Here is a 25,716-nt window from a genome sequence, read left to right as displayed (position 1 = left end):
GCGGACCATGGCAGACCTCACTCTCAGGCAAATCAAGAAGTCCTACGGCGCCGTGAACATTCTCCACGGCATCGACCTCGACATACAGTCGGGCGAGTTCATCGTCTTCGTCGGACCGTCAGGCTGCGGAAAGTCGACGCTGCTGCGCACGATCGCCGGGCTGGAGGAAATCACCTCCGGCGAACTCAAGATCGCTGGCGAGGTCGTCAACGACGTGCCGCCGTCGAAGCGCGGCATCGCCATGGTCTTCCAGTCCTATGCGCTCTATCCGCATATGACCGTCTACGACAACATGGCGTTCGGCATGAAGATTGCCAGGGAAGACAAGGCGGAGATCGACCGCCGCGTGCGCCAGGCCGCGGACATTTTGCAGCTCACGCCGTATCTCGACCGGCTGCCGAAGGCGATGTCGGGCGGTCAGCGCCAGCGCGTCGCCATCGGCCGCGCCATCGTGCGCAACCCGAAGGTATTCCTGTTCGACGAGCCGCTGTCGAACCTCGACGCGGCGCTGCGCGTTGCCACCCGCATCGAAATCGCCAAGCTCAAGGAATCGATGCCGGGCACGACGATGATCTACGTCACCCACGACCAGGTCGAGGCGATGACGCTCGCCGACCGCATCGTGGTGCTGAAGGACGGACGGGTCGAGCAGGTCGGCACGCCGATGGAGCTCTACCACCACCCGGGCAATCTTTTCGTCGCGCAGTTCATCGGATCCCCGGCGATGAACATCGTGCCGGCGACGATCGAGAAGCCGGGCGCCGCGACCGAGATCGCCGTCGCGGGCGGCCGCAAGATCAAAGTGCCCGTCGCGACGCCTGCCGACGCTGCCGGAACCAGCATCAGCTTCGGCGTGCGCCCGGAGGATCTGCGTATCGCGACGGGGGACAGCGTGCTGTTCGAAGGCCGCGTCGACTATGTCGAGCAGCTCGGCGAAGTGCAGCTCGTCTATCTCGATATAGGCCGCGCCGACACGCCTCTGGTCGTCAAGCTGCCGGGCAACAGCGAGGTCAAGCGCGACGCGGTGCTCAAGCTCGATGCCGATGCCGGCACGCTGCATATCTTCAACGCCGAAGGACGTTCCTTCGCGCGCGATCAGGTCCCTGCCAAGGCCGCCTGACCCCTCCTCCCGTCCGGCGACTTTGTGGCGGGCTCCCGAAAGGGAGCCCGCCTGCCGTTCCGGCGTCTCCGTCGCGTTGTTTCAGGCGGCGCCTGCCTGGCGTCCGGCAATGGAAGACGCCTCAAGGACATCGCCGACCAGGAAGACCTCGATCGGCTCGCCCCGGCCACGGAGCCGGTGCCGCCCGGCAGGCATGGTCTCGAAGCGTTCGTCGAGACGCGACACGGTCTCGGCCGAAGCCGCGATGGTCGTCGCGGCCTCCGGCGCAAGTTCCTTGCCCAGCCCCTGCAGCCTCTGGCTGACATTCACCGTATCGCCGATGATCGTGTAGTTCACGCGGTCGGACGCGCCGATGTTGCCGACGATGACTGGCCCCGTATGGATGCCGATGCGCACCCGCAAGGCGGGGCGACCCTCCAGCACCGCCGACCGGTTGTCGGCTGCGAGATCCTCCCGGATCTGGACGGCGGCGCGGACTGCCGCGGCGGCGTGGCCCTTCAGCCGGTCTGGCGCGCCGAAGAACGCCATCATGCCGTCGCCGAGAAATTTGTCGACCGTACCGCCATGCGCGTCGACGGCCCGGCAGAGGATCGCAAAATGACGGTTCAACAGCTTCGACACCGCCGCTGCGTCCATCTGCTCCGACAACGCGGTGAAGTCGGCGATGTCAGTGAACATGACGGTGACGATCGTCTCGCGCGGCTCGGCGATGCCGATCTCGCCGGTGCGCACCAGCTTGGCGACAAGCGAGCGCGGAATATAGGTCGAGAAGGCGCGCAGGCCGATCAGCATGGCGTTGAAGGCCGAGGCCTGGTCATCCAGTTCCTTGATCCAGCTGCGCGGCAGCGGCGTCACGCCCTCGAGATCAAAATCGGCAACGCGCGTCGCCTGTCCGGCAATCGCCTTGATGGGCTTTGAAAGACGGCTGCCGAGCAGGATCGCGACGATGACCGCAGCCGTCATGGCGGCAAGCCCAAGCAGCGCCGACCCGATGACGCGCTCAACCTCGCCGCCGATCTGGCTGCCCCTGAAATAGGCGCCGATCGTCCAGGGCCGCTCGCCATAGCCTGACATCTTGCGGGTGATGGCAACGTAGGCGTCGTCGCCCCACCAGTCGTCATCCCGGCCGTCGAGGTTGATTTCCGAGAACTCGACATCGCGGGTGCGTTCAGCGTCGAATTGTCCTCCCACCCTTCGGGTGGAATAAGCGGCTAAAACGGGATCGCCGAACGTGGCCAGCGGCATCATCGGCGCTATGCCGCTCTTTACGGCGTTGGGATCCGCCAGGCGCTCGTCGGCGATGACGCGGTCGTCTCCGTCCAGAATGAAAGCGTGCGTGCCGAAGCGCGCAGACAGACTCCTGGTGATTTCGGACAGCCTTTCCAGTTCGACCGCCGCGATCGCCCAGCCTTGCGGTGCGCCGCCGCCACGGGAGAGCGGCATCGACACGTTGGCGTACAGGCCATGCTCATTGGCCACGAACGAGCCCCATAAAAGCCGGTTGAACTCGCGGCGCTCCGCCAGCGCGGCCACCACCTGCGCCGATTTCTCGGCTTCGGGCGGCAACGGCTCGATCTTCCCGTCGCCGGTTCGCGCGACGCCCCTGCAGACTACGTCGGCTGTGCAGATCAGCATGGCGGTTACCTGTCGTGCACCGGAGAGGGCTCCGGCAAGCGCGGCCGACATCGCGACGTCGTCGTCGATCTGAAATTCGCCTTGCGCATAGAGCTGGGAGACGCCGGTCACGGCGCTTTCCGCCTGTCCCATCTCCGCGCGCAGGGAATCTTCCATCGCATCGACGAGCAGCGTCGATTGCGCGCCGAGCAGATCGAGGGTGTTGCGGACATTGGCGCCGACGGTCAGCGCCAGCACGCCGCCTATCGACAGGAAAACCAGCGCCCCGAAGCTGAGCGCCATGATGACGGCGACCGGAATGCGCCGCCGTTTTTCGGCCGGGCGGACGAAGCGTAAGGGTTCATTCGACGAATCCATACCGTCAATGTCGTCACGGGCCGGCGAAATGCAAGCCCGGCTGGCGTGACGTTCAGGCCGCGCCGGCGACCCGTTCGGCTCGGGCGACGCGCAGCCGCGAGTAAAGGAAAGCGACCACGAACGCGGTGCTGAGCAGGAGCACGATGGTCGGCGCCGGCGCGCTGTCGAGGAAGAAGGAGAGATAGACGCCGGCAAGCGACGCCGCGACCGCCACGATCACCGAGACGGCGAGCATGCGCTCGAAACGCGTGGTCAGCAGGAAGGCGATCGCGCCCGGCGAGATCAGGAGAGCGATGGCAAGGATGATGCCAACCGCCTTAAGCGCGCCGACGATGGTGAGCGACAGCACCGACAGCAGCCCATAGTGAAGCAGCCTGACCGGCAGGCCGATCGCCCGCGCATGCTGCGGATCGAAGGCGTGCAGCAGGAGGTCGCGACGGAAGACCAGTATGGCCCCCACGCAAAAGGCCGCGATCAGCGCCGTCTGTCCGACGTCGCTCCACGATACGCCGAGCATGTCTCCGAACAATATGTGATCGAGATGAACCTCGGTCTGGATCTTGGTGTAGAGCACGATGCCGAGGCCGAACATGCCGGAGAAGACGACGCCCATCACCGTGTCTTCCTTGATGCGGCTGTTCTCCTTGAGGTAGCCGGTCGCCAGCGCGCAGACCATGCCGGCGCCAAACGCGCCGATGGCGAGCGGAAGGCCCGCGATATAGGCAAGCACGACGCCGGGAAGAACGGCGTGGCTGACGGCGTCGCCCATCAGCGACCATCCCTTGAGGACGAGGAAGCAGGAAAGCAGCGCGGACGACACCGCCACCAGCAGCGCTATGACGAAGGCCTGCTGCATGAAGGGAAACTGGAAGGGCAGGAGAAGGGTCTCGATCATGCCACTGTCTCCGGCGCTTCGTCGCCTGCCGTATCCGTCGCCAATGCTTCCCGTGCGCGCCGCCGCGCCGCGAGCAGCCCGTGCTTGGGTGCGAAGACGAAGGCGGCGAGGAAGATCAACGTCTGCGCCACCACGATGACGCCGCCCGTCGCGCCGTCGAGGAAATAGCTCGCATAGGCGCCGACGAAGCTGGTCAGGGTGCCGATCGCCACGGAGATCACGATCAGGCGCGGAAAGCGGTCGGTGAGCAGATAGGCCGTGGCGCCGGGCGTCACCACCATGGCGATCACCAGGAACGCGCCGACCGTCTGCAGCGCCGCCACCGTCGAGGCCGCAAGCAGCGTGAAGAACAGCACTTTCAGCCGGTCCGGATTGAGCCCGACCGAACGCGCATGGTTCTCGTCGAAGAAGGTGACCATCAGGTCCTTCCACTTGACGAGCAGGATCGCCAGCGACACGCCGCCGATAATGACGAGCTGCAGCGTGTCGGCCGGCGTGATCGCCAGCACGTTGCCGAGCACGATGGTCTGGATGTTCACCGAGGCAGGCGAGAGCGAGATCATGAACAGGCCGAGCCCGAAGAAGGAGGTGAAGATCAGCCCGATGATGGCGTCTTCCCTGAGCTTGGTCCGCTGGTTGAGGAACAGCATGGCGGCCGCCGCCAGCCCGCCGGACAAAAACGCGCCGAGCGCGAAGGGCAGCCCGAGCATGTAGGCTCCGGCCACTCCCGGCACGATCGAGTGCGAGAGCGCGTCGCCGATCAGCGACCAGCCCTTCAGCATCAGATAGGCGGACAGGAAGGCGCAGACGCCGCCCACCAGCGCCGAGACCCACATGGCGTTGACCATGTAGTCGTAGGTGAAAGGCTCGGCGAGCAGCGCGGTCATTTCTCGCTCTCGTCGAGATCGGCGCTTCGGGCCGCACCCGTGTCGTAGATGACGAAGGGCCGCTCGTCGTCGGTCAGCACGGTCACCTTGCGCCGGTCGTCGTCTTCGTGCAGGTCGGCGCCGCCCAGCGTGAACTGCCTGAGCACGCCGCCGAACGCCTTCTCGAGATTGGCCTGCGTGAACACTTCGGCCGTCGGACCGTGGCAGAGCACGGTGCGGTTGATGAGCACGGCGCGGTCGCAGAAGCGCGGCACGCTGCCCAGATTGTGCGTCGAGACAAGCATCACCCGGCCCTCGTCGCGGAGCGCTCCGAGAAGCGCGATGATCGCCTCCTCGGTGCGCACGTCGACGCCGGTGAACGGCTCGTCGAGAAGGATGACCTTGCCGTCCTGGGCAAGCGCACGGGCAAGGAAGACGCGTTTTTTCTGGCCGCCCGACAGTTCGCCGATCTGCCGCTTGCGGAAGGCCGCCATGCCGACCCGCTCCAGCGCGCGGTCCACCGCCTCGCGGTCCTGCTTGCGCGCCATGCGCAGGAAGTTCATGTGGCCGTAGCGACCCATCATCACCACGTCCTCGACGAGCACGGGGAAGTTCCAGTCGACGTCCTCGCTTTGCGGCACGTAGGCGACGGCGTTCTGCCTCAGGGCCTCCGACGCCGGCCGGCCGAGGATATTCACCGATCCGGCGGCCAGCGGCACGAAGCCCATGATCGCCTTGAACAGCGTCGACTTGCCGGAACCGTTGACGCCGACAAGCGCCGTGATGGTGCCGCGCGGAATGGCGAAGGAGGCGTCCTTCAACGCGGTGTGACCGTTGCGGTAGGTAACGGTCACATGCTGGACGTCCACGCCGTCGCCGGCTGTCGTCCCGGCTTTCAAGGGCGCGTTCATCCCTGCAGGCCCTTGGCGATGGTTTCGGCGGTTACCTTGAGCAGGTCCAGATAGGTCGGCACGGGGCCGCTGGGATCGGAGAGCGAATCGACATAGAGGACGCCGCCATATTGAGCGCCGGTCTCGCGCGCGATCTGCTTGGCCGGATTGGCAGAGACCGTGCTCTCGCTGAAGACTGCCGGTATGCGGTTGGCCCTGACCGCGTCGATCACCTTGCGCACCTGCTGCGGCGTGCCCTGCTGGTCGGCATTGATCGGCCAGATGTAGAGTTCCTTGAGGCCGAAATCGCGCGCGAGATAGCTGAACGCGCCTTCGCTCGTCACCAGCCACCGCCTCTCCTGCGGGATAGCCGCCAGCGCCTGCCGGATCGGCTCGGCTGCGGCCTTGATCTTCTCCGAATAGGCGGCGGCGTTGCGGTTGTATGCCTCCGCATTGCCGGGATCGTGCTCCACGAATGCCTTGCGGATGTTCTCGACATAGATCAGCGCGGCCTCGGGCGACATCCACGCATGCGGGTTGGGCTTGCCGGTGTAGGGACCCTCGGCGATGCCCATCGGCGCGACGCCATCGGATACCACGACGCTGGGCACGTCGCTGACATTGTTGAAGAAGCGCTCGAACCATTGCTCGAGGTTGAGGCCGTTCCAGAAGATCAGCCTGGCGTCCTGCGCGCGCAATATGTCGCCGGGCGTGGGCTGGTAGTTGTGGATCTCGGCGTTCGGCTTGGTGATCGATTCCACGATCGCGGCGTCCCCCGCCACGTTCTGCGCGATGTCGGCGATGACGGTGAAGGTGGTGACCGCCTTGAACTTCTCCTGCGCGGCCGCCTGCCCGGCAAGCGCAATGCCGGCGATCAGCGCAAGGGCGGTACTCAACAGTCTCATTGCATCCTCGACGTGGGTGGGAGGGGTGGTTGGGGGCATCGATAGCAAACCCGCCGCGCCACGTCAATGCAATTGCAAATCGTTTGCAACTGGACGCGGGCGATGTCGGGAAGGGCGAGCGGGGGCTCGCTCGCAGCGCTCGTGGCAGCGTCCGTGCCGGGCTCTTCGGGCGCGCATGATGCGCCGCTGTCTCGACTGGACCAGCCTTTCCCCAACGGCAGCGCCTTGCATTCACGGGCCGCCTGACGCAAAAGGCGCGCTCCCGGCGCGGGATGTGTTTTTTCCAGCGCCGACAGAAGCGGTTTCCGGCTTGCGGTTCGAAGCCGATGCACCGCGCGAACGGACAGGCGAGGACATGTCTGCGATCGACGCCGGGGCGGCGGCCCCGGAAACCCCGTGGCGCGACGAGATGCGCGCCATGCTGCAGCTGAGCTGGCCGATGGTTCTGACCAATCTCGGCCAGACGGCGATGACCGCGACCGACGTGCTCATGATGGGCCGGCTCGGACCGGACGCGCTTGCCGCGGGGTCGCTCGGCGCCAACCTTTATTTCATGCCGCTGATCTTCGCGCTCGGCCTGATGACGGCGGCCTCGCCGATGATCGCCACCGAACTCGGCCGCAAGCGCCACTCGGTGCGCGACGTGCGCCGCACCGTGCGGCAGGGGCTGTGGCTCGCCATCATGGTGTCGATCCCGATCTGGTTCCTGCTCTGGCAGGCGGAAGCGATCCTGAACGCGATGGGGCAGGAGCCGCGGCTGGCGGCGATGGCCGGCACCTATGTGCGCACGCTGATGTGGGCAAGCATGCCGTTCTACGGCTACCTGGTGCTGCGCTCGTTCATCTCGGCGCTGGAGCGGCCGCGCTGGGCGCTGATCATCGTGTTTTCGGCGGTCGCCTTCAACGTGCTCGCCAACTGGTGCCTGATGTACGGCAATCTCGGCTTCCCGGCGCTCGGCCTGCCCGGCTCCGGCATCGCCACCACGCTGTCCTCGGCGCTGATGTTCGCCGGCATGGCGGCGGTGGTGGTGTTCGAGCGGCGTTTCCGCCGCTACCGGCTGTTCGGGCGCTTCTGGCGCGCCGACTGGCCGCGGCTGAAATCCTTCCTCAGGCTCGGCATGCCGATCGCCGCGCTGCTGCTGTTCGAGGTGTCGATCTTCAACGCGGCGTCCTTCCTGATGGGGCTGATCAACGCCGCCTCGATCGCCGCCTATGCGATCGCCATCCAGCTCGCCTCGCTGTCCTTCATGATCCCGCTCGGCCTCGGCCAGGCGGCGACGGTGCGCGTCGGGCGCGCCTACGGCGCCGGCGACGGACCGGGCGTCACCCGCGCCGGCTGGACCGCCTATGCGATGGGCGTCGGCTTCATGGCGGCGGCCGCCGCGGTCATGATCCTTTTCCCCTACACGCTGATCTCTGCCTTCATCGACCTCGACGCGCCCGAAAATGCCGAGGTGGTGCGGCTGGCCGCCACCTTCCTCGCCTTCGCCGGGCTGTTCCAGATCGTCGACGGCGCCCAGGCCGTGGCCGGCGGCATGCTGCGCGGCCTGCACGACACGACGGTGCCGATGGTCTACGCGCTGATCGGCTACTGGGGCGTCGGCCTGCCGCTCGGCGTGGCGCTGGCCTTTCCCGGCGGGCTCGAGGGCAACGGCATCTGGATCGGCCTGTCGGCGGGGCTGGCCGTGGTGGCGGCGCTGCTGCTTGGCCGCTGGTTGCGGCGGGAGCGGCTGGGGCTGACCGCGACGTGAGCCGGCCGCGCCCGGGCCAAGGTTATTTTTCCGGCGGGGTGAATCCGGAAACGACGACGTGGTGCTCGACGGTGTCGGGTTTTTCCACCAGGTACATCTCGTCGATCGCGTAATAATGGGCGCGCTCGGGATCGTCGCCGACCAGCGCCTTGATCGCGTCGAAGCCGGTCCACCAGGACAGCGCGGTGATCTCGGTGGTGCCGTCGCCGAGGTCGCGCAGCATGATCTGGTGGCCGAGATTGCCCTCTGAGGTCTCGATCTCCTCGAAGCCGGTGTCGGCCATGTATTTGGCATATTCGGCCGCCCGCTCGGTCGGCACCCTGCCGGTCCACCTGCGAAGGATCACCTGCTCTTCCATCCATGGCTCCGCGTGGGGGATGTTTGACGCATGGTGGCATGGAGAAAGCGCGGAGTCGATTGGGGAGGGGAGAAGGGAGGGTGGACAACCATCCTTCGTCATCCTCGGGCAAGCGCCGCGAAGCGGCGCGCGACCCGGGGATCCATGCCGTGACGTTGATCGCAAGCACGGGCGCAGGCGGCCGGCGCTTGTTCTGCATCGCCGGAGGACGGCCTGACGGTCACGGCATGGATCCTAGGGTCTGCGCCGCGTCGCAGCGCTCCTTGCTCCGCCCTAGGATGACGAAGAAGGGGCGGTGTCGGTCGCGCTGCTATCCTTTCCGACTATCTGTCGAGTGCGCTCTGGCGAGCAGTTCCAAGTGATGGTGCACGAATTTTTCGGTGCCTCCGTAGAGTTTTATGATTTCATGGATCGCTTTTTGATCCCAACCGGGCTTTCGTTCTTGAAGCAGTGAAGTCAGTAATTCAATCATTGTTGAACTCCTAGATCGACGAAGAGTGTATACCGGGTTGTGGATAGGCAGGAGTACAAAGCACAAACAGATGCCGAGGCCGAGTAACACCAAGCTGGACTTGCCGTGGCTTCCGGATGGCGAATGCCCGTGCGGAACTGGCAGGAAATTTGCTGCATGCTGCCGAATATCTACCGGCGGCGCATACAAGAAGCTTCCGTCTACGACACCTGCATCGCCAACGACCAATCATTCCAATCCTGGATGCTATTTGCGTCACACGAACGATTGCAGCTCCAAGATTTCAAGGGAACACTATGTTTCAAGGAACATCTTGGAGCAGTTTGGACCTCAAGTTGTTGTCGGTGGTATGCCTTGGCAGGCCAAGGGCGAGGAGAAAACGTTTGGCCACAACGCGCTTACCGCCAATGTTCTTTGTGAGCGTCACAACAGCTCGCTATCGCCATTGGACGCGGAAGCTGGGCGGCTGTTTAGATGTCTTACGGAGGGCTTCGATCACATAACCAAGAAGTCCTTGTCCACCAAAACTGCCTATTTCTTTGCTAGTGGGGAAGCACTCGAGCGATGGGCTATCAAGTCCCTTTTCGCGTTTTACCACGGAGGTTTGGCTTGGGCTGACGGCAAGCGGCTTCGTGATGGGGTCCGCTTCGACGAAACTTTGGCGCGACGGGCGATCCTAGAGGAGCTTTTGAGTGCCCCGCTTGGAACATATGTCCATCCAAATATTGGAACGGACTTTTCTAGGCAGGTTCAGTGGGCTCCGCTGCTGTCAAACGGAACGGGAGCTTTAGCAGGGGTCCGCGTGCAACTCTTGGGTATTACGTTCGATGTGTTAGTTGAAACCGCAGAGGCGGCTTTTCACAATAAGTCAAATGCACATCTGCATCGTCCGACAGTACTTGACTTGGTCGGACGAACACGAACGAGCCGAATCTTTCTGAGCTGGTATCCCAAGATAGCGGCTGAAGTACATCGGATTGGCATCCTAATCGCGCCGAAGTGGTTTCCACTATCTCGTTTACAGAGTTGAGATCGCTTTCGCCTGCACTCGGTGCCTAGTTCATAATGATGATTTCCCTCTAATCCGGCCCGAACCCCGCTGACGTCGGCGCGCCATCGTCGTACTTCGACAGCCACTCCACCAGCGTCGGCCTATACCGCGTCAGGCCCTTGTACGTCGCGAGTTCCTCGGGCAGGTCGCGGATGACGCGGTGGAGGCGACGCGCCCATTTGGCTGAGGTGACCAGCTCGTCCATCTTGATCAGATAGCAGCGGATCGGGAAGACCAGCGCGTTGGAGCGTGGCAGGCGCCAGAAACTCTGCAGCTCGACGCGCAGATGCACCTTCTGGCCGACGTTTTCGGGCGTGACGGTGGCGCGGTCCGGACCCCATTTGTGGTAATTCTCCGGGCTCGTGTCGAGGCGCGGGTTGATGGTCATGGTCCAATTCAACCTCCGCGCGGGCTTGCCCTGCTGGAGGTTGGTCAAAAATTTCAGCGCGCGGGTGAAGATGCCTTTTTCGTGCGCCAGCGGCACCGGCGCGTGCCACTCGAAAAAATTCATGCCGATGTCGAAGTCGAGCGACCAGTCGGCCTGGGTGGTGACGATGCCGGCGTCCATCCACAGATTGCCGTCGCGCTGGTCGAGGATGCAGAAGTCGCCCTGGCTCTGGCGCGTGATGTATTCCATGGGACCGCAGGGCAGCGTGGTGAGGTCGCCGAAGACGAACTTCTGGTCGATGTCGAGCGGCCGGTTGATCCAGTGCCAGTTGTCGCCGTCGCGGGTGAGCGAGAAATGCTCGGGGTAGCCGGCGGCCTGCTCGGTCATCAGCAGTTCGAGCAGGTCCCAGCCGGCCAGCGTCATGTGCGGCAGCGACTGGCAGCGCAGCGGATCCTCGGCCAGCACCAGAGCGCGGTCGGCCATCTCGGAGACATAGTGCTCGTCGACGTCGATCAGGTTTTCGAGCACGCTGCCCTTGGGACCCGGCACATGCGGCTCGATGTTGACCGCGTACATGTAGGCGTCTTCGTGGAATGGGAACGGGAAGCGGCGGATGTGCTCCGGCGAGTTCCTGAAGGTGAAGTCGTCGCGGAAGGATTCTTTCCTGAAATTGATGCCCATGGAACTATCCCTTGTTGAGCATGATCTTATCCGAAAAGTCTGCAACTTTTCGGGATCATGCTCCCTACCTTTCAAGAACGAGCGAGCGGCCCTCGAAGCGCGACACGCAGGGCATGATCTTTTTGCCCGAGGCGTGATCCTCTTCGGAGAGCCAGTGGTCGTTGTGCAGGAATTTCCCGTCGCAGGAAATGACATTGGTTTCGCACTGGCCGCAGACGCCGCCGCGGCAGAGATAGGGCGGGTCGACGCCGGCCGCCTCGATGGCTTCGAGCAGGCTCTGCTGCTCGCCGACATGGATCGTCTTGCCTGTCACGGCGAGGGTGACGTCGAACGGGACGCCGGGCTGCGGCGCGGAAAAATGTTCGTAATGCACGGTTTCGGGCGGCCAGCCGAGGGAGGCGGCGGTGGCGCGCACCCAGTCGATCATCGGGGCGGGGCCGCAGATGTAGAGATGGGTGCCGAGCGGCTGCGACGACAGCAGGCGTTCGAGCGCGATCTTCTCGCCGCGGTCGTCGTGATAGAGGTGGATGCGGCGGCCGTATCGCTCGGCGAGCACGTCGCCATAGGTGAACAGCGAGGCGGTGCGGCAGGCGTAATGCAGCTCGAAATTGCCTCCGTCGGCGGCAAGCTGCGCGGTCTGCGCCATGAAGGGCGTGATGCCGATGCCGCCGGCTATCATCAGGTGTTTTTTCGCCCTGAGATCGAGCGAGAAGAGGTTGACCGGGTAGGAGACGACCATGCGGTCGCCGGGTTTCACCTTGCGGTGCATGAACAGCGAGCCGCCGCGCCCGGCATCGTCGCGGCGCACCGAGATGGTGTACTCGCTGGTGTCGAGTGGCGAGGACATCAGCGAATAGGGGTTGAGGCGGGGCCGGTCGCCGTCCCGCATTTCCACCACGACATGCGCGCCGCCCGAGAAGGTGGGCAGCAGGCCGCCGCCGGCCGGGCGGAAGTGGAAGCGGGTGACCAGCTCGTTGACGGGAACGACGTCGGACACCACCACATCGAGTTTCGTGGTGCCGGTGCTCATCGGAACACCTCCTCGACGGGCACCTGTTCGCTGCGGTCCTCGGCGTTGATGCACACGCCCTGGAAGGCGGCGAGCCGACGCGAATAGTGGTCGCGCACGAGGAGCAGCAGGCCGCAATGCGCGCAGGTGACGGGCTGCGTCGTCACGTCCTCGGTGACGCCCTTGCAGTGGACGCACTGGACGCGGCGCGCGAGCGAGCCGCGATGCTCGGTCTGGATGGAGGAATGGTCGATGCCGGCTTCGAGCGCCGCCTGCATGGCCTGGCCGATCAGTCCCTCGGTGCCCGAGAGATAGAGGCGCAGGCCCATATGCGCGGTGGCGAGCGTCTGCCTGAGGCGCGGCAGTGCGGCCGATATCGACGGGCCCTCGTAGAAGCGGGCAGGCGACAGCGCCTTTAGCGCGGCGAGGTAGCGGTCGCCGGTCGAGCGCGGGATGAACATGATCTCGGCGCCGGCAAAGAAGCCGGCGGGCGCCGCCTTCGCCAGGTCGAGGATCGCCTCGGCGCCTTCGGCGTCGGCGATGAAGAGATGGTGCCTGCCCGGCTGGGGCGAGAGCGTTCCGTAGACGGGGCGGCTCTTGATCGTCGGCTCAATCGGCAATTCCGGTTCTTCCCTGTTCCCGCACGGCCCCTTCCGATCGATCTCCTCAGCCTTTCGCCATGCGCTTCGTCTTCTTCGGATCGTCGAAGGGCAGCGGCTGGGCGGTCGCCCGGATGACGCCGCTCCTGTTGTGGATCTCGAGCGGCGTGCCGGCAACGGCAGTGTCGACCGAAAGCCTGGCGATGCCCATCGATTTTTTCGCCAGCGGCGAATACATGGCGCAGGTGACGACGCCGACCAGTTCGCCGCCGGCATGCACCGGCGCGCCCTCGTCGGCGGGCTCCTTGCCGTCGAGCAGGACGCCGAAGATCTTGAAGCGCTCCTTGCCCTTCAGCCGGTAGTGCTCCTCGGCGCCGCGAAAGCCTGTCTTGCCGGGGCTGACGGTGAAGTCGAGACCGAGCTCCCACAGCGTGTCGCCGGGACCTTCGTCGGCGAACGGATATTTCTGCGAGTTGTCGTAGGGGTAGAAGAGCAGGTAGCTCTCGACGCGCAGCATGTCGAGCGTGGTGAAGCGGCAGGGAATGATGCCCATCGCCTTGCCCTCGTCGAGGATGCGGTCCCAGATCACGCCGGCGTCCTGTCCCCGGCAGAAGATCTCGTAGCCGCGCTCGCCGGTGTAGCCGGTGCGCGAGATCATGACGGGCAGGCCGAAGAGCTGCGTCTGCATGTGGTGGAAATAGGGCAGGTCGCGGATGCCGGGCACGTGTTTCGCCAGATAGTCGACGGCGAGCGGGCCCTGCAGCGACAGATCGTGCAGATTGTCGTCGAAGCGGATCGAGACGTCGCGGCCCATCGCCGCCTTGGTCAACTCCTCATGGCCGGTGCCGGAGCCGTGCACGACCATCCAGGAGTTCGGGCTGATGCGGTAGATGATGCAGTCGTCGGTGAATTTGCCGGCCTCGTTGAGCATGCAGGCATAGGCCGACTTGCCGGGATAGATCTTCTCCACGTCGCGGGTGGTGGCGAGGTCGATGAGGTGGGCGGCGTGCGGCCCGGTGATGTGCACCTTCTTGAGGCCCGACACGTCCATCAGCCCGGCCTTGGTGCGGATGGCGATGTATTCATCGTCGGCGCTGCCGGAATAGCTCCAGGCGGTGCCCATGCCGCTCCAGTCCTCGAGATTCGATCCGAGCGCCCTGTGGCGGTCGATCAGCGTCGAAAATCTCCAGGAACGGGTCATATCGGCTCTCCCATCTCTTCGGTCGCGCTTCTGCGGTCGGCCGCCCCTTCTGGTCGCTGGCAGGCGGTCCGTTTTCCCCAGCCGGATATTGACTCAAATTCGCGAAAGCGCGCAATACTAACATGCAAAAAGTTTTACTGAGAGGCAAAAATAGCCACATGACGGGAGGGGAAATGAAATGGAAGGGAATCTCAATGCTCTGACGACGGTCTTCACCGAGTTCTATTACTGGGTGACGATCGTGATGATGTTTCTCATTCACGTAGGCTTCTGCACCTACGAGGTCGGCGTTTCGCGCCGGCGCAACCACCTGAAGACGCTGATGAAGAACGCGATGGCGATTCCCATCGTCACCATCACCTTCTATTTCTTCGGCTGGTGGATCTATTTCGCTTTCGTCAACGGTCCGGGCATCATCGACGGCGGGCTGGTGACATCCAACTTCGCCGAGCCGTGGAGCCCGCTGATGGCGCCGCATCTCACCGGCGTCAATCCCGGCGAGGTCGACGTCACGCCGGCCGAGGCTGCCTACTGGCATAGGCTGAACGGTGTCTTCTGGGGCGCGTTCCTGCTGTTCTCCATCACCACCGCCTCGATCATCTCGGGCTCGATCATCGAGCGCGCGCGGTCAGGCGCATTCTGGATCGTCGCCGTGCTGATCGGCTCGGTGTTGTGGATCCTCGACGCCTCGTGGGGCTGGCACCCGCAGGGCTGGATGGTGAAGCTCTGGGGTTATCACGACGCCTATGCCTCGGGCGTGGTGCATGCCATCGCCGGCGGCGCCGCACTCGCCTTCCTGATCGTGCTCGGACCGCGCCTCGGCAAGTTCAGGCCGGACGGCACTGCGCGCGACATACCGCCCCACAATGTCTGGCTGGTGACGATCGGGCTGTTCCTGATCTACACCGGCTTCTGGGGCTTCTACGCCGCCTGCAACATCCCGATGATCAGCCCGGAGGCGATAGCCGGCCAGATCACCGGGCCGATGTGGACGGCGACCAACATCTACCTCGCGCCGACCAGCCTGTCGGCGATCACATTCAACTTCCTGATGTCGCTGTCGGGCGGCATGCTTGGCGGCTATCTCATCTCCAAGGGCGATCCGTTCTGGACCTTCTCCTTGGGTCTCTGCGGCGTCATCTCCGCCTCGGCCGGCAACGACCTCTACCATCCGATCCAGGCTATGCTGATCGGCGCCATCGTGCCCTGCATTTGCTACAAGCTTCACTACTTCGTCGAACGCCGCTTCAAGATCGACGATGCGGTGGGGGCAGTCGCGGTGCATGGCTATGGCGGCTTCCTCGGCGTGGTGGTCGCCGGCTTCATGCTGTGGGGACAGCCGTCATCGCCCTATGAGGGCTTCGCCCACATCAATCCGCTCGGCAATTTCGCCGGCGCTGTGCTGATGTTCCTGCTCGGCTTCATACCGATCTTCATCGTCTGCAAGATACTTGACGGCTTCGGTCTTCTGCGCGTGCCGCACAAGGTCGAGTTGGAAGGTGTGGATTTCGCCATCAACCAGGCGTTCGAGGCGTCCGTGCACGAAGTCGCGGCGGCCGAGAAGGCAATGGTCAACAAATAGCGCACGAGGAGGAGCGAACATGTCTACCAACGGAATGGAAAGCTGGGCTGTCGACCTCAAGGATGTCGGCGCGATCTACCCGTTTCAGGGATCGGAGGTTCTGATGGTCGTCATCGGCCTCGTGTTCTGGATCGGGTGGCACATCTGGCAGACCCGCCAGGAGAACGCTGAGATCGAGGCCGACATGGCCGCCGACCGCAGCGGCGACGAAACCCGAAAGGCGATCGACCGCTATTGACCGAAGAGGGGCGCCGCGTCCGCGCGGCGCCTCTTGTCCACCTTGTCTCACAGGAAAAATTTTTTCATCCCAGTTGAAAACTGTTCGGGAAACCGCTAGCTGTCGAACGAACCAACACGACCATAGGAGTCTACTGCCATGTGCGGCATCGTGGGCCTGTTCCTGAAGGACAAGTCGCTGGAGCCGAAGCTCGGCGAAATGCTGTCGGAAATGCTCGTCTCGCTGTCGGACCGCGGGCCGGACAGCGCGGGCATCGCCATTTACGGCTCCGGCGAAAAGAAAAAGAGCAAGATCACCATCCAGTCGGCCGACCCGGACAAGGATTTCGCAGGCCTCGGCAAGGAGCTGGAGAAGGAGATCGGCGCCAAGGTCGGCGTGATCGTGAAATCGACCCATGCCGTCATCGAAGTGCCGACTGCCAAGCTCGAAGCGGCGCGCGACGCCATCCTCAAAACCCGCCCGGCCGTGCGCGTCATGGGCGCCGGCGAGGTGATCGAGATATTCAAGGAAGTGGGCCTTCCCGCCGACGTGGTGAAGCGTTTCAATCTCACCAAGATGTCGGGCACGCACGGCATCGGCCACACCCGCATGGCGACCGAGTCGGCCGTCACCACCATGGGCGCGCATCCCTTTTCGACCGGTCCGGACCAGTGCCTGGTGCACAATGGATCGCTGTCCAACCACAACAATGTCAGGCGCGAGCTGAAGCGTGACGGCATGAGCTTCGAGACCGAGAACGACACCGAGGTCGCGGCCGCCTTCATTTCCAACAAGATGGCGCATGGCGACAATCTCGGCCAGGCGCTGGAAAAGACTCTGACCGACCTCGACGGCTTCTTCACCTTCGTCGTCGGCACCAAGAACGGTTTCGGCGTGGTGCGCGATCCGATCGCCTGCAAGCCCGCCGTCATGGCCGAGACCGACCAGTATGTCGCCTTCGGTTCGGAGTATCGCGCTCTCGCCAACCTGCCCGGCATCGAAGATGCCAAGGTGTGGGAGCCGGAGCCGGCCAAAGTCTATTTCTGGGAGCACTGATGCCAACCGTCGATCTCGCCAAATCCTCGCTGCGCGACCTCAATCATGCGCTTCACCAGATCAAGAAGGGTTCGAACGAAACCTCCTGGGAAGTGATCAACCCGAAGGGCAGCCACGCGGTGGCGGCCGGCGTCGACGCGCCCATCGCGGTCGATGTCAGGGGTTCGGTCGGCTATTATTGCGGCGGCATGAACGACGGCGGCGCGATCACCGTGCACGGCTCCGCCGGCCCCGGCGTCGGCGAAAACATGATGTCGGGCACCATCGTCGTGAAGGGCGACGCCAGTCAGTATGCCGGCGCGACCGGACAGGGCGGACTGCTGGTCATCGAGGGCAACGCCTCGTCGCGCTGCGGCATCTCGATGAAGGGCATCGACATCGTCGTGCACGGCAATATCGGCCACATGTCCGCCTTCATGGCGCAGTCGGGCAATCTGGTGGTGCTCGGCGACGCCGGCGACGCGCTGGGCGACTCCATCTACGAGGCGAAGCTTTACGTGCGCGGCAAGGTGAAAAGCCTGGGCGCCGACTGCGTGAAGAAGAAGATGCATCCCAAGCATATCAAGCGGCTGAAGGAACTTCTGGACCGCGCCGGGGTGAAGGGCGTGAAGCCGGAAGAATTCACCCGCTACGGTTCGGCCCGCACGCTCTACAATTTCAATATCGACAACGCCGACGCGTATTGAGGCGGGGACAGAGCCTTATGACCTACAGAAACCCGCCGACCACGCCGCGCAAGTCCGCCACCTTCGACGACTACACGCTGTCGGAGATACGCCGCGCCGCCGCGACAGGCATCTACGACATCCGCGGCGCCGGCGCGAAGCGCAAGCTTCCGCATTTTGACGATCTGCTGTTCCTCGGCGCGTCGATCTCGCGCTATCCGCTGGAGGGCTATCGCGAGCGCTGCGACACGTCGGTGGTGCTCGGCGCCCGCCATGCCAAGAAGCCGATCGAGCTCAAGATCCCGATCACCATCGCTGGCATGAGTTTCGGCTCGCTGTCCGGCCCCGCCAAGGAAGCGCTCGGACGCGGCGCGACGATCGCCGGCACCTCGACCACGACAGGCGACGGCGGCATGACCGAGGAAGAGCGCGGCCATTCGAAGACGCTGGTCTACCAGTACCTGCCGTCGCGCTACGGCATGAATCCCAGGGATCTCAGGCGCGCCGACGCCATCGAGATCGTCGTCGGCCAGGGGGCAAAGCCCGGCGGCGGCGGCATGCTGCTTGGCCAGAAGATTTCAGATCGCGTTGCCCAGATGCGCAACCTGCCGAAGGGCATCGACCAGCGTTCGGCCTGCCGCCATCCCGACTGGACGGGGCCCGACGACCTCGAGATCAAGATTCTGGAAATCCGCGAGATCACCGACTGGGAGAAGCCGATCTATGTGAAGATCGGCGGCGCGCGTCCCTATTACGATACGGCGCTCGCGGTGAAGGCCGGCGCGGACGTGGTCGTGCTCGACGGCATGCAGGGCGGCACGGCCGCGACGCAGGAAGTCTTCATCGAGCATGTCGGCCAGCCGACGCTCGCCTGCATCAGGCCCGCCGTGCAAGCGCTGCAGGACCTCGGCATGCACCGCAAGGTTCAGCTCATCGTTTCGGGCGGCATCCGTAACGGCGCGGATGTGGCGAAGGCGCTTGCGCTCGGCGCCGACGCGGTGTCGATCGGCACGGCAGCGCTTGTGGCGCTCGGCGACAACGACCCGCGCTGGGAAGCGGAATACAACGAGCTCGGCACGACGGCCGGCGCCTATGACGACTGGCACGAGGGCAAGGACCCGGCCGGCATCACCACGCAGGACCCGGAGCTTGCAGCGCGCCTCGACCCCATTGCGGCGGGCCGCAGGCTGGCCAATTATCTGAAGGTCATGACGCTGGAGACGCAGACCATCGCCCGCGCCTGCGGCAAGAACGACGTTCACAACCTCGAACCGGAGGATCTGTGTGCGCTGACGGTGGAGGCCGCCGCGATGGCGCAGGTGCCGCTGGCCGGCACGGGCTGGATACCGGGCAAGGGCGGGTTCTAGAACCGCTCCCGAAAAGGAACAGGATGCCCGGGGAACGGCATCCGCGAACGAAAATGGGGAACTCTGTTGGCAACTGATCTCGCGCAATTCGCCAAGAAGAACGGCGTCAAATATTTCATGATCTCCTACACCGACCTGTTCGGCGGCCAGCGCGCCAAGCTGGTGCCGGCGGCGGCGATATCAGACATGCAGAAGGACGGTGCGGGGTTTGCCGGCTTCGCCACATGGCTCGACCTGACGCCGGCCCATCCCGACATGCTGGCGGTGCCGGACCCGGATTCGGTGATCCAGCTCCCATGGAAGCCTGAGGTCGCCTGGGTGGCGGCCAATTGCGTGATGGAAGACAAGAGCGTGGCGCAGGCGCCGCGCGATACGCTGAACCGGCTGATCGCGGACGCCGCCAAGGAAGGCATGCACGTGAAGACCGGCGTCGAGGCAGAGTTCTTCCTGATCTCGCAGGACGGCACGAAAATTTCCGACCCCGCCGATACCGCCGCGAAGCCCTGCTACGACCAGCAGGCGGTGATGCGCCGCTACGACGTGATCGCCGAGATCTGCGACCACATGCTGGCGCTCGGCTGGCAGCCCTACCAGAATGACCACGAGGACGCGAACGGCCAGTTCGAGATGAACTGGGCCTTCGACAACGCGCTGGCGACGGCGGACAAGCACTCCTTCTTCAAGTTCATGGTGCGCTCGGTCGCGGAGAAACATGGCCTGCGCGCGACCTTCATGCCGAAGCCGTTCCAGGGCCTGACCGGCAATGGCTGCCACGTCCACATCTCGGTGTGGGACAAGGCAGGCAAGACCAACGTGTTCGCCGACCCGAAGATGGAGCTCGGCCTGTCGGCCAAGGGCAGGAATTTCCTTGGCGGCATCATGAAACATGCCTCGGCACTTGCGGCGATCACCAATCCGACGGTGAATTCCTACAAGCGCATCAACGCGCCGCGCACCATATCGGGCGCGACCTGGGCGCCGAACTCGGTGACCTGGACCGGCAACAACCGCACCCATATGGTGCGCGTGCCCGGCCCCGGCCGCTTCGAACTGCGGCTGCCCGACGGCGCGGCGAACCCCTATCTGCTGCAGGCAGTGATCATCGCGGCCGGGCTCGACGGTATCCGCTCCAAGGCCGATCCCGGCAAGCGCTACGACATCGACATGTACAGCCAGGGTCATACGGTGAAGGGGGCGCCCAAGCTGCCGCTCAACCTGCTCGACGCGCTCAGGGAGTTCGACAAGGACAAATCGCTGAAGGCGGCGCTGGGCGAGGAATTCTCGTCGGCCTACCTAAAGCTGAAGCACATGGAATGGAATTCCTATGCTTCCCACTTCACCCAGTGGGAGCGGGACAACACGCTCGACATCTGAGGGTCGAGCCGGAATTGGCACGCGCAGCGCAGGCAAAATGAAATACTCGATCTTCTCGCTCGCCCGCGCGGCGCTCTCCGGCCACAGGAACTGGCCGCGAACCTGGCGCGATGCGACGCCCAAGCCGCGCTACGACGTGGTGATCATCGGCGGCGGCGGGCATGGGCTGGCCACCGCCTATCACCTCGCCAGCGTCTACGGCATCACCAACGTAGCGGTGCTGGAGAAGGGCTGGATTGGCTCCGGCAATGCCGGCCGCAACACGACGATCATCCGCTCCAACTATCTGCTCCCAGGCAATATCGGCTTCTACGAGCTGTCGATGAAGCTGTGGGAGACGATGGAGCGCGACCTCAACTACAACACCATGGTCAGCCAGCGCGGCGTGCTGAACCTTTACCATTCAGACGCGCAGCGCGACGCCTACGCGCGGCGCGGCAATGCCATGCGCATCAACGGCATCGACGCCGAACTGCTCGACGCAGACGCCGTGCGCAGGATGGTGCCGTTTCTCAACTTCGACAATGCGCGTTTTCCGATCCAGGGCGGACTGCTGCAGCGGCGCGGCGGCACCGCGCGGCATGACGCAGTGGTCTGGGGATACGCCCATGCGGCCGACAAGCGCGGCGTCGACATCATCCAGAACTGCGAGGTGACCGGCTTCACGCGCGACGCCAATGGCAGGGTCACCGGCGTCGAGACGACGCGCGGATCAATCGGCGCCGGCAAGGTCGGCATGGCGGTCGCGGGCAGTTCCTCGCGCGTGGCGGCGATGGCCGACCTCCGGCTGCCGATCGAGAGCCACGTGCTGCAGGCCTTCGTGTCGGAGGGGTTGAAGCCGCTGGTTCCCGGCGTGATGACCTTCGGCGCCGGGCACTTCTACGTCAGCCAGTCGGACAAGGGCGGGCTGGTCTTCGGCGGCGACATCGACGGCTACAATTCCTACGCCCAGCGCGGCAACATGCCCGTCGTGGAGGACGTCTGCGAGGGCGGCATGGCGCTGATGCCGATGATCGGGCGCGTGCGGCTGCTGCGCCAGTGGGGCGGCATCATGGACATGTCGATGGACGGCTCGCCGATCATCGATCGGACGCCGGTCGACGGGCTCTACCTCAACGCCGGCTGGTGCTACGGCGGCTTCAAGGCGACGCCGGCTTCGGGGCTGGTGTTCGCGCATCTGATCGCGCGCGACGAACCGCACAAGGAGGCGACGCGCTTCCGGCTCGACCGCTTCCAGCGCGGCGCGATGATCGACGAAAAGGGCCAGGGCGCCCAACCGAACCTGCATTGAAAGAACCGGCCGTGAGCGCTTCCCTCTTTCCCCCTCACCCGGCTTGCTTCGCAAGCAACCCTCTCCCCGGTGGGGAGAGGAGGGCCGTCGCATGCGCATAGCCTGTCCTTTCTGCGGCCCGCGCGAGAACGGCGAGTTCTCCTATCTGGGCGACGCGAAGCCTAAGCGCCCGGCTCCGGACGCCGGCGAGCAGGCCGTCTACGAGTATGTCTACCTGCGCGACAATGTCGCCGGGGAGATGGAGGAACTCTGGTATCATGGCGGCGGCTGCCGCTCATGGCTCAAGGTGCGGCGCAACACCGTGACGCACGAGATATTCTCCGTCGAGCCGGCTGCGGGTGCTGGCGCCGCAAAGGTGTCGCCGTGAGCGCGGCCGGGCAGACGCACCGCCTTGCCTCGGGCGGTCTGATAGACAGGTCGAAACCGCTCGACTTCAGCTTCGACGGAAAATCCTTCGCCGGCTATCAGGGCGACACGCTGGCCTCGGCGCTGATCGCCAACGGCGTGAGGCTGGTCGGCCGCTCGTTCAAGTATCACCGCCCGCGCGGCATACTGACCGCCGGCTCGGAAGAGCCGAACGCACTGGTGGAGTTACGCACCGGCGCGCGGCGCGAACCCAACACGCGCGCGACCACGATCGAGCTTTATGGCGGGCTGTTGGCGGCGAGCCAGAACCGGTGGCCGTCGCTCGATTTCGACATCTTGTCGGTGAACCAGCTGGCGTCGCCGATCTTCGTCGCGGGTTTCTACTACAAGACCTTCATGTGGCCGGCGAAACTGTGGGAGGCGCTCTACGAGCCGCTGATCCGCCGCGCCGCCGGGCTTGGCCGGGCGGCAACGGAAAGCGACCCCGACCACTACGAAAAGGCCTGGGCGCATTGCGACGTGCTGGTTGCCGGCGGCGGTCCGACCGGTCTGGCGGCGGCGCTGGCGGCAGGGCGCGCCGGCGCACGCGTCATCCTCTGCGAAGAGGATACCTCGCTCGGCGGGCGGCTGCTGTCGGACGGCGGCACGATCGACGGCAAGCCGGCGGCCGACTGGATCGCGAAAGCCCTTGAAGAACTCGAAGCCATGCCTGATGTCCGCATCATGACGCGGACGACCGTGACAGGCGTCCACGACCACGGGCAACATTCAGCGCTCGAGCGCGTCAACGACCATCTGCCTGTGCCGCCCGAGCACCAGCCGCGCCAGCGGCTCTGGCGCATCGTCGCCAGGCGCACGGTGGTCGCCGCGGGTGCGCTGGAACGGCCGGTCGTTTTCGGCGGCAACGACGTGCCGGGCGTCATGCTGGCGTCGGCGGTGCGCACCTACCTCAACCGCTACGCGGCGACGCCGGCGAAGCGGCTGGCGCTTTTCACCAACAATGACGACGGCTGGAAGACAATCGATGTCGCGCTCGCCGCCGGACTGACCGTCGCGGGCGTGGTCGATGCGCGTGTGGAGGTTTCGGCCGAGCGCCGCGCGCTCGCGGCCAAGCACGGCTTCGCGCTCCTCAACGGCGTGGTCGACGGCGTCGACGGCGGCAAGGGTGGTGTCAGCAAGGTTTCCGTGGCGCTGGCCGGCGGCGCGCGCGCGACGCTGGAGGCCGAAGGGCTCGCCGTTTCCGGCGGCTGGAATCCTTCGGTCGGACTGACCTCGCAGCATCGCGGCCGGCCGAAATGGCGCGACGACATCGCGGCCTTCGCGCCTGACGGCGCCCCTCCGGGCATGGTCGCGGCGGGTGCCGCGAACGGTGCGTTCCCGCTGGCCGACTGCCTGCGCGAGGGGCACGGGGCCGGTGCCGCGGCCGCCGCCGATCTCGGCTTCGCCAAGGCTGCAGGCCAAGCGCCGTCCTCGGACGATGGCGTGGCCTACGCGTTGAAACCGCTCTGGCACGTGAAGGGGAAGAAAAAAGCCTTCGTCGATTTCCAGAACGATGTGACGGCGTCCGACATCGAGCTTGCCGCGCGTGAAGGTTTCCAGTCGGTCGAACATCTGAAGCGCTACACGACGCTTGGCATGGCGACGGACCAAGGCAAGAGCTCGAACGTCCAAGGCCTCGCCATCATGGCCGAGCTGACCGGCCGCTCGATCCCGGAGACCGGCACCACGATCTATCGCCCGCCCTACGTGCCGGTGGCGATCGGCGCACTGGCCGGCCATCATCGCGACGAGAATTTCCACAGCGTGCGGCTGACGCCGTCGCACCACTGGGCGGCAGGGCGCGGCGCGATCTTCGTCGACACCGGGCTGTGGAAACGGGCGCAGTGGTATCCGCTGCCAGGCGAGAAGGACTGGCTGGAATCGGTGACGCGCGAGGTGAAGGCGGTCAGAAGCGGCGTCGGCTTCTGCGACGTCTCGACGCTCGGCAAGATCGACGTGCACGGGCCGGACGCAGGCGCCTTCCTCGACCGCGTCTATATCAACACCTTCTCCAGCCTCGCAATCGGCAAGGCGCGCTACGGGCTGATGCTGCGCGAGGACGGCATAGTCTATGACGACGGCACCACCTCGCGGCTCGCCGAGGACCACTATTTCCTGACGACCACCACCGCCAAGGCGGGGCCGGTGATGCAGCATCTGGAATTCTGCAGGCAGGTGCTGTTCCCGGAACTCGACGTGCAACTGACCTCCGTGTCCGACCAGTGGGCGCAGTTCTCGATCGCTGGACCGAAGACGCGGGATCTGCTGCGCGAAATCGTCGATCCAGGGGAAGACCTGTCGAATGAGGGTTTTCCCTTCATGGGCGCGCGCGAGGTGACGCTTCGCGGCGGGCTGAGGGCGCGGCTGTTCCGCATCTCCTTCTCCGGCGAGATGGCTTTCGAGATTTCCGTGCCGGCCCGCTTCGGCGATGCGCTGGTCCGCAACCTGATGATCGCAGGCGAACAGTTCGGCGTGACCCCCTACGGCACCGAGGCGCTCGGGGTGATGCGCGTCGAGAAGGGTCATGTCGCCGGACCGGAGCTCAACGGCATGACGACCGCCGCCGACCTCGGACTCGGCAAGATGATGTCGACCAAGAAGGATTTCATCGGCCGCGTGATGGCCGGCCGCGAGGCGCTGGTTGCGCCAGACCGGCAGGTGGTAGTCGGCATCAAGCCGGTCGACAAGGCGCGGCGGCTGCGCTCCGGCGCGCATGTCATCCGCAAGGGCGAGGCGCCTGCGCCGGAGACGGACGGCGGCTACGTCACTTCGGTCTGCTTCTCGCCCATGCTCGGCCAATGGATAGGGCTCGGCCTCGTGTCGCACGGCCGCGAGCGCATCGGCGAGATTGCCATGGCGCACGATCCGCTGCGCGGGGAAGACTATGACATCGAGCTCTGCCATCCCGTCTTCTACGATCCGGAAGGAGGCCGCCAACGTGATTGAACTCAACTGGATTGCCACCACGCCGCTGTCGCGCATCTACGCGGCGGGCCGTCACGGCGCGAAGGGAAGCGCAGCCGGCCTAGCGATGGCCGAGCTAACCGATTTTGAACTGGTTCAGGTGATGGCGCGGCGCGGCATGTGGAGCGCCGCCGACCAGGCCTGCAGGGACGCTTACCGCAGGCCGGCTCCCGCAAAACCGCAGGCCGTCGAGGCGAACGGCGCACTGCTGATCTGGTCGGGGCCGGACCAGTTTCTGGTGCTGTCCGCGCGAGGAGCCGGCTCGGCGCTCGAAAAGGCGCGGCTGGCTTTCGCAGGCATGGCCTCGCTGTCGGAACAATCGGACGGACGATCGCTGATCCGCGTTTCCGGCCCCCAGGCTCGCGACATGCTGGCGAAGGTCTGCTCGCTCGACCTGCACCCGGCGGTCTTTCCGGCGGGGACCGCCGCTGCGACCTCGATCGATCACACCTCGGTTAATCTGTGGCGCGGCGAGGATTCCTCGGACGCAGCGGTCTTTTACCTGCTCGTCTTCGCCACTTTCGCCGAGAGCCTGTGGCATACTCTGCTCGATTCAGGCGCCGAATACGGCGTAACGATCGATACCGCCGGAGCATGGCAAGGGTGACGCACTGAAAC

At 65.0% G+C, this 25,716-nt stretch carries 23 protein-coding genes; 13 read left to right on the top strand and 10 right to left on the bottom strand.

The window, feature by feature from the left end; genetic code table 11:
• Positions 1-7: 7 nt before the first annotated feature.
• Positions 8-1,120 (top strand): sn-glycerol-3-phosphate ABC transporter ATP-binding protein UgpC, encoded by a 1,113-nt coding sequence (ugpC, locus tag ABLE71_RS06685; protein ID WP_348782569.1) that lies wholly within the window; start codon positions 8-10, stop codon positions 1,118-1,120.
• Positions 1,121-1,201: 81 nt separating this feature from the next.
• Here ugpC and ABLE71_RS06680 read toward each other — a convergent pair whose 3' ends face one another.
• Genes ABLE71_RS06680 through ABLE71_RS06660 form a run of 5 tightly spaced genes read right to left on the bottom strand, consistent with a single transcriptional unit; the run spans position 1,202 to position 6,668 of the window.
• Positions 1,202-3,112 carry an adenylate/guanylate cyclase domain-containing protein gene (locus tag ABLE71_RS06680; RefSeq protein ID WP_348782568.1) on the bottom strand — a complete coding sequence of 637 codons (1,911 nt, stop codon included), beginning with the start codon at positions 3,110-3,112 and terminating at the stop codon, positions 1,202-1,204.
• Between the two features lie 52 nt (positions 3,113-3,164).
• Positions 3,165-4,007, bottom strand: a complete 843-nt coding sequence (locus tag ABLE71_RS06675) for a metal ABC transporter permease (RefSeq protein ID WP_348782567.1) — start codon at positions 4,005-4,007, stop codon at positions 3,165-3,167.
• Positions 4,004-4,894 (bottom strand): metal ABC transporter permease, encoded by an 891-nt coding sequence (locus tag ABLE71_RS06670; protein WP_348782566.1) that lies wholly within the window; start codon positions 4,892-4,894, stop codon positions 4,004-4,006. The genes ABLE71_RS06675 and ABLE71_RS06670 overlap by 4 nt, the downstream gene beginning before the upstream one ends.
• Positions 4,891-5,784, bottom strand: coding sequence for a manganese/iron ABC transporter ATP-binding protein (locus ABLE71_RS06665; protein ID WP_348782565.1), 894 nt, complete (start codon positions 5,782-5,784; stop codon positions 4,891-4,893). Before ABLE71_RS06665 ends, ABLE71_RS06670 begins: the two co-directional genes overlap by 4 nt.
• Complete coding sequence (locus tag ABLE71_RS06660; protein WP_348782564.1) at positions 5,781-6,668, bottom strand: metal ABC transporter substrate-binding protein; 888 nt, start codon at positions 6,666-6,668, stop codon at positions 5,781-5,783. Before ABLE71_RS06660 ends, ABLE71_RS06665 begins: the two co-directional genes overlap by 4 nt.
• Positions 6,669-7,023: 355 nt before the next feature.
• Here ABLE71_RS06660 and ABLE71_RS06655 point away from each other — a divergent pair, with 355 nt between their 5' ends.
• On the top strand, positions 7,024-8,418 hold the full coding sequence (locus ABLE71_RS06655) for an MATE family efflux transporter (protein WP_348782563.1): 1,395 nt from the start codon (positions 7,024-7,026) through the stop codon (positions 8,416-8,418).
• A gap of 22 nt (positions 8,419-8,440) precedes the next feature.
• On the opposite strand, the gene ABLE71_RS06650 is transcribed toward ABLE71_RS06655, so the two are convergent.
• Positions 8,441-8,776, bottom strand: coding sequence for a hypothetical protein (locus ABLE71_RS06650; RefSeq protein WP_348782562.1), 336 nt, complete (start codon positions 8,774-8,776; stop codon positions 8,441-8,443).
• Positions 8,777-9,561: 785 nt separating this feature from the next.
• Here ABLE71_RS06650 and ABLE71_RS06645 point away from each other — a divergent pair.
• Positions 9,562-10,278, top strand: a complete 717-nt coding sequence (locus tag ABLE71_RS06645; protein ID WP_348782561.1) for a hypothetical protein — start codon at positions 9,562-9,564, stop codon at positions 10,276-10,278.
• Positions 10,279-10,327: 49 nt separating this feature from the next.
• On the opposite strand, the gene ABLE71_RS06640 is transcribed toward ABLE71_RS06645, so the two are convergent.
• From ABLE71_RS06640 to ABLE71_RS06625, 4 genes are all read right to left on the bottom strand, one after another.
• A complete protein-coding gene (locus tag ABLE71_RS06640; protein WP_348782560.1) occupies positions 10,328-11,368 on the bottom strand; it encodes a DUF3445 domain-containing protein in 1,041 nt (346 codons plus the stop codon).
• Positions 11,369-11,432: 64 nt separating this feature from the next.
• Positions 11,433-12,398 (bottom strand): PDR/VanB family oxidoreductase, encoded by a 966-nt coding sequence (locus tag ABLE71_RS06635; protein WP_348782559.1) that lies wholly within the window; start codon positions 12,396-12,398, stop codon positions 11,433-11,435.
• Positions 12,395-12,991, bottom strand: a complete 597-nt coding sequence (locus ABLE71_RS06630; RefSeq protein WP_348783677.1) for a dimethylamine monooxygenase subunit DmmA family protein — start codon at positions 12,989-12,991, stop codon at positions 12,395-12,397. The genes ABLE71_RS06635 and ABLE71_RS06630 overlap by 4 nt, the downstream gene beginning before the upstream one ends.
• Positions 12,992-13,043: 52 nt before the next feature.
• Positions 13,044-14,177: an aminomethyltransferase family protein gene (locus ABLE71_RS06625; protein WP_348782558.1), complete on the bottom strand. Its 1,134-nt coding sequence runs from the start codon at positions 14,175-14,177 to the stop codon at positions 13,044-13,046.
• Between the two features lie 178 nt (positions 14,178-14,355).
• On the opposite strand from ABLE71_RS06625, the gene ABLE71_RS06620 reads away from it, so the two are divergent.
• The 10 genes from ABLE71_RS06620 (at position 14,356) to ABLE71_RS06575 (ending at position 25,705) form a co-directional block, all read left to right on the top strand.
• Positions 14,356-15,759, top strand: a complete 1,404-nt coding sequence (locus ABLE71_RS06620) for an ammonium transporter (protein WP_348782557.1) — start codon at positions 14,356-14,358, stop codon at positions 15,757-15,759.
• Between the two features lie 19 nt (positions 15,760-15,778).
• Positions 15,779-15,997, top strand: a complete 219-nt coding sequence (locus ABLE71_RS06615) for a hypothetical protein (protein WP_348782556.1) — start codon at positions 15,779-15,781, stop codon at positions 15,995-15,997.
• Positions 15,998-16,135: 138 nt separating this feature from the next.
• Entirely contained in the window at positions 16,136-17,032 is an 897-nt protein-coding gene (locus ABLE71_RS06610) for a glutamine amidotransferase family protein (protein WP_348782555.1), read from the top strand.
• Positions 17,032-17,718, top strand: a complete 687-nt coding sequence (locus tag ABLE71_RS06605) for a GXGXG domain-containing protein (protein ID WP_348782554.1) — start codon at positions 17,032-17,034, stop codon at positions 17,716-17,718. The genes ABLE71_RS06610 and ABLE71_RS06605 overlap by 1 nt, the downstream gene beginning before the upstream one ends.
• A 17-nt stretch (positions 17,719-17,735) precedes the next feature.
• Entirely contained in the window at positions 17,736-19,064 is a 1,329-nt protein-coding gene (locus tag ABLE71_RS06600) for an FMN-binding glutamate synthase family protein (protein WP_348782553.1), read from the top strand.
• A 66-nt stretch (positions 19,065-19,130) separates the two neighbouring features.
• Positions 19,131-20,438, top strand: coding sequence for a type III glutamate--ammonia ligase (glnT, locus tag ABLE71_RS06595; protein WP_348782552.1), 1,308 nt, complete (start codon positions 19,131-19,133; stop codon positions 20,436-20,438).
• A gap of 37 nt (positions 20,439-20,475) precedes the next feature.
• Positions 20,476-21,729: a sarcosine oxidase subunit beta family protein gene (locus ABLE71_RS06590; protein WP_348782551.1), complete on the top strand. Its 1,254-nt coding sequence runs from the start codon at positions 20,476-20,478 to the stop codon at positions 21,727-21,729.
• Between the two features lie 91 nt (positions 21,730-21,820).
• On the top strand, positions 21,821-22,096 hold the full coding sequence (locus tag ABLE71_RS06585) for a sarcosine oxidase subunit delta (RefSeq protein ID WP_348782550.1): 276 nt from the start codon (positions 21,821-21,823) through the stop codon (positions 22,094-22,096).
• Positions 22,093-25,080: a sarcosine oxidase subunit alpha family protein gene (locus ABLE71_RS06580; RefSeq protein ID WP_348782549.1), complete on the top strand. Its 2,988-nt coding sequence runs from the start codon at positions 22,093-22,095 to the stop codon at positions 25,078-25,080. The genes ABLE71_RS06585 and ABLE71_RS06580 overlap by 4 nt, the downstream gene beginning before the upstream one ends.
• Positions 25,073-25,705: a sarcosine oxidase subunit gamma family protein gene (locus ABLE71_RS06575; protein WP_348782548.1), complete on the top strand. Its 633-nt coding sequence runs from the start codon at positions 25,073-25,075 to the stop codon at positions 25,703-25,705. The genes ABLE71_RS06580 and ABLE71_RS06575 overlap by 8 nt, the downstream gene beginning before the upstream one ends.
• The last annotated feature ends 11 nt before the right edge of the window (positions 25,706-25,716 follow it).

Source organism: Mesorhizobium sp. KR9-304, assembly GCF_040049215.1.
Lineage (GTDB): Bacteria > Pseudomonadota > Alphaproteobacteria > Rhizobiales > Rhizobiaceae > Mesorhizobium_K.
The sequence above is the reverse complement of the archived record's forward strand: the minus strand, read 5'-3'. Positions and strand labels throughout refer to the sequence as shown.

Bases quoted from the DNA above. Each gene is read 5' to 3' on its own strand.
- ABLE71_RS06635 (WP_348782559.1), bottom strand. From the start codon at position 12,398: ATGAGCACCGGCACCACGAAACTCGATGTGGTGGTGTCCGACGTCGTT.
- ABLE71_RS06615 (WP_348782556.1), top strand. From the start codon at position 15,779: ATGTCTACCAACGGAATGGAAAGCTGGGCTGTCGACCTCAAGGATGTC.
- ABLE71_RS06655 (WP_348782563.1), top strand. From the start codon at position 7,024: ATGTCTGCGATCGACGCCGGGGCGGCGGCCCCGGAAACCCCGTGGCGC.
- ABLE71_RS06675 (WP_348782567.1), bottom strand. From the start codon at position 4,007: ATGATCGAGACCCTTCTCCTGCCCTTCCAGTTTCCCTTCATGCAGCAG.
- ABLE71_RS06665 (WP_348782565.1), bottom strand. From the start codon at position 5,784: ATGAACGCGCCCTTGAAAGCCGGGACGACAGCCGGCGACGGCGTGGAC.
- ABLE71_RS06660 (WP_348782564.1), bottom strand. From the start codon at position 6,668: ATGAGACTGTTGAGTACCGCCCTTGCGCTGATCGCCGGCATTGCGCTT.
- ABLE71_RS06610 (WP_348782555.1), top strand. From the start codon at position 16,136: ATGTGCGGCATCGTGGGCCTGTTCCTGAAGGACAAGTCGCTGGAGCCG.
- ABLE71_RS06590 (WP_348782551.1), top strand. From the start codon at position 20,476: ATGAAATACTCGATCTTCTCGCTCGCCCGCGCGGCGCTCTCCGGCCAC.
- ABLE71_RS06680 (WP_348782568.1), bottom strand. From the start codon at position 3,112: ATGGATTCGTCGAATGAACCCTTACGCTTCGTCCGCCCGGCCGAAAAA.
- ABLE71_RS06620 (WP_348782557.1), top strand. From the start codon at position 14,356: ATGGAAGGGAATCTCAATGCTCTGACGACGGTCTTCACCGAGTTCTAT.
- ABLE71_RS06625 (WP_348782558.1), bottom strand. From the start codon at position 14,177: ATGACCCGTTCCTGGAGATTTTCGACGCTGATCGACCGCCACAGGGCG.
- ABLE71_RS06605 (WP_348782554.1), top strand. From the start codon at position 17,032: ATGCCAACCGTCGATCTCGCCAAATCCTCGCTGCGCGACCTCAATCAT.
- ugpC (WP_348782569.1), top strand. From the start codon at position 8: ATGGCAGACCTCACTCTCAGGCAAATCAAGAAGTCCTACGGCGCCGTG.
- ABLE71_RS06585 (WP_348782550.1), top strand. From the start codon at position 21,821: ATGCGCATAGCCTGTCCTTTCTGCGGCCCGCGCGAGAACGGCGAGTTC.
- ABLE71_RS06650 (WP_348782562.1), bottom strand. From the start codon at position 8,776: ATGGAAGAGCAGGTGATCCTTCGCAGGTGGACCGGCAGGGTGCCGACC.
- ABLE71_RS06640 (WP_348782560.1), bottom strand. From the start codon at position 11,368: ATGGGCATCAATTTCAGGAAAGAATCCTTCCGCGACGACTTCACCTTC.
- ABLE71_RS06670 (WP_348782566.1), bottom strand. From the start codon at position 4,894: ATGACCGCGCTGCTCGCCGAGCCTTTCACCTACGACTACATGGTCAAC.
- ABLE71_RS06600 (WP_348782553.1), top strand. From the start codon at position 17,736: ATGACCTACAGAAACCCGCCGACCACGCCGCGCAAGTCCGCCACCTTC.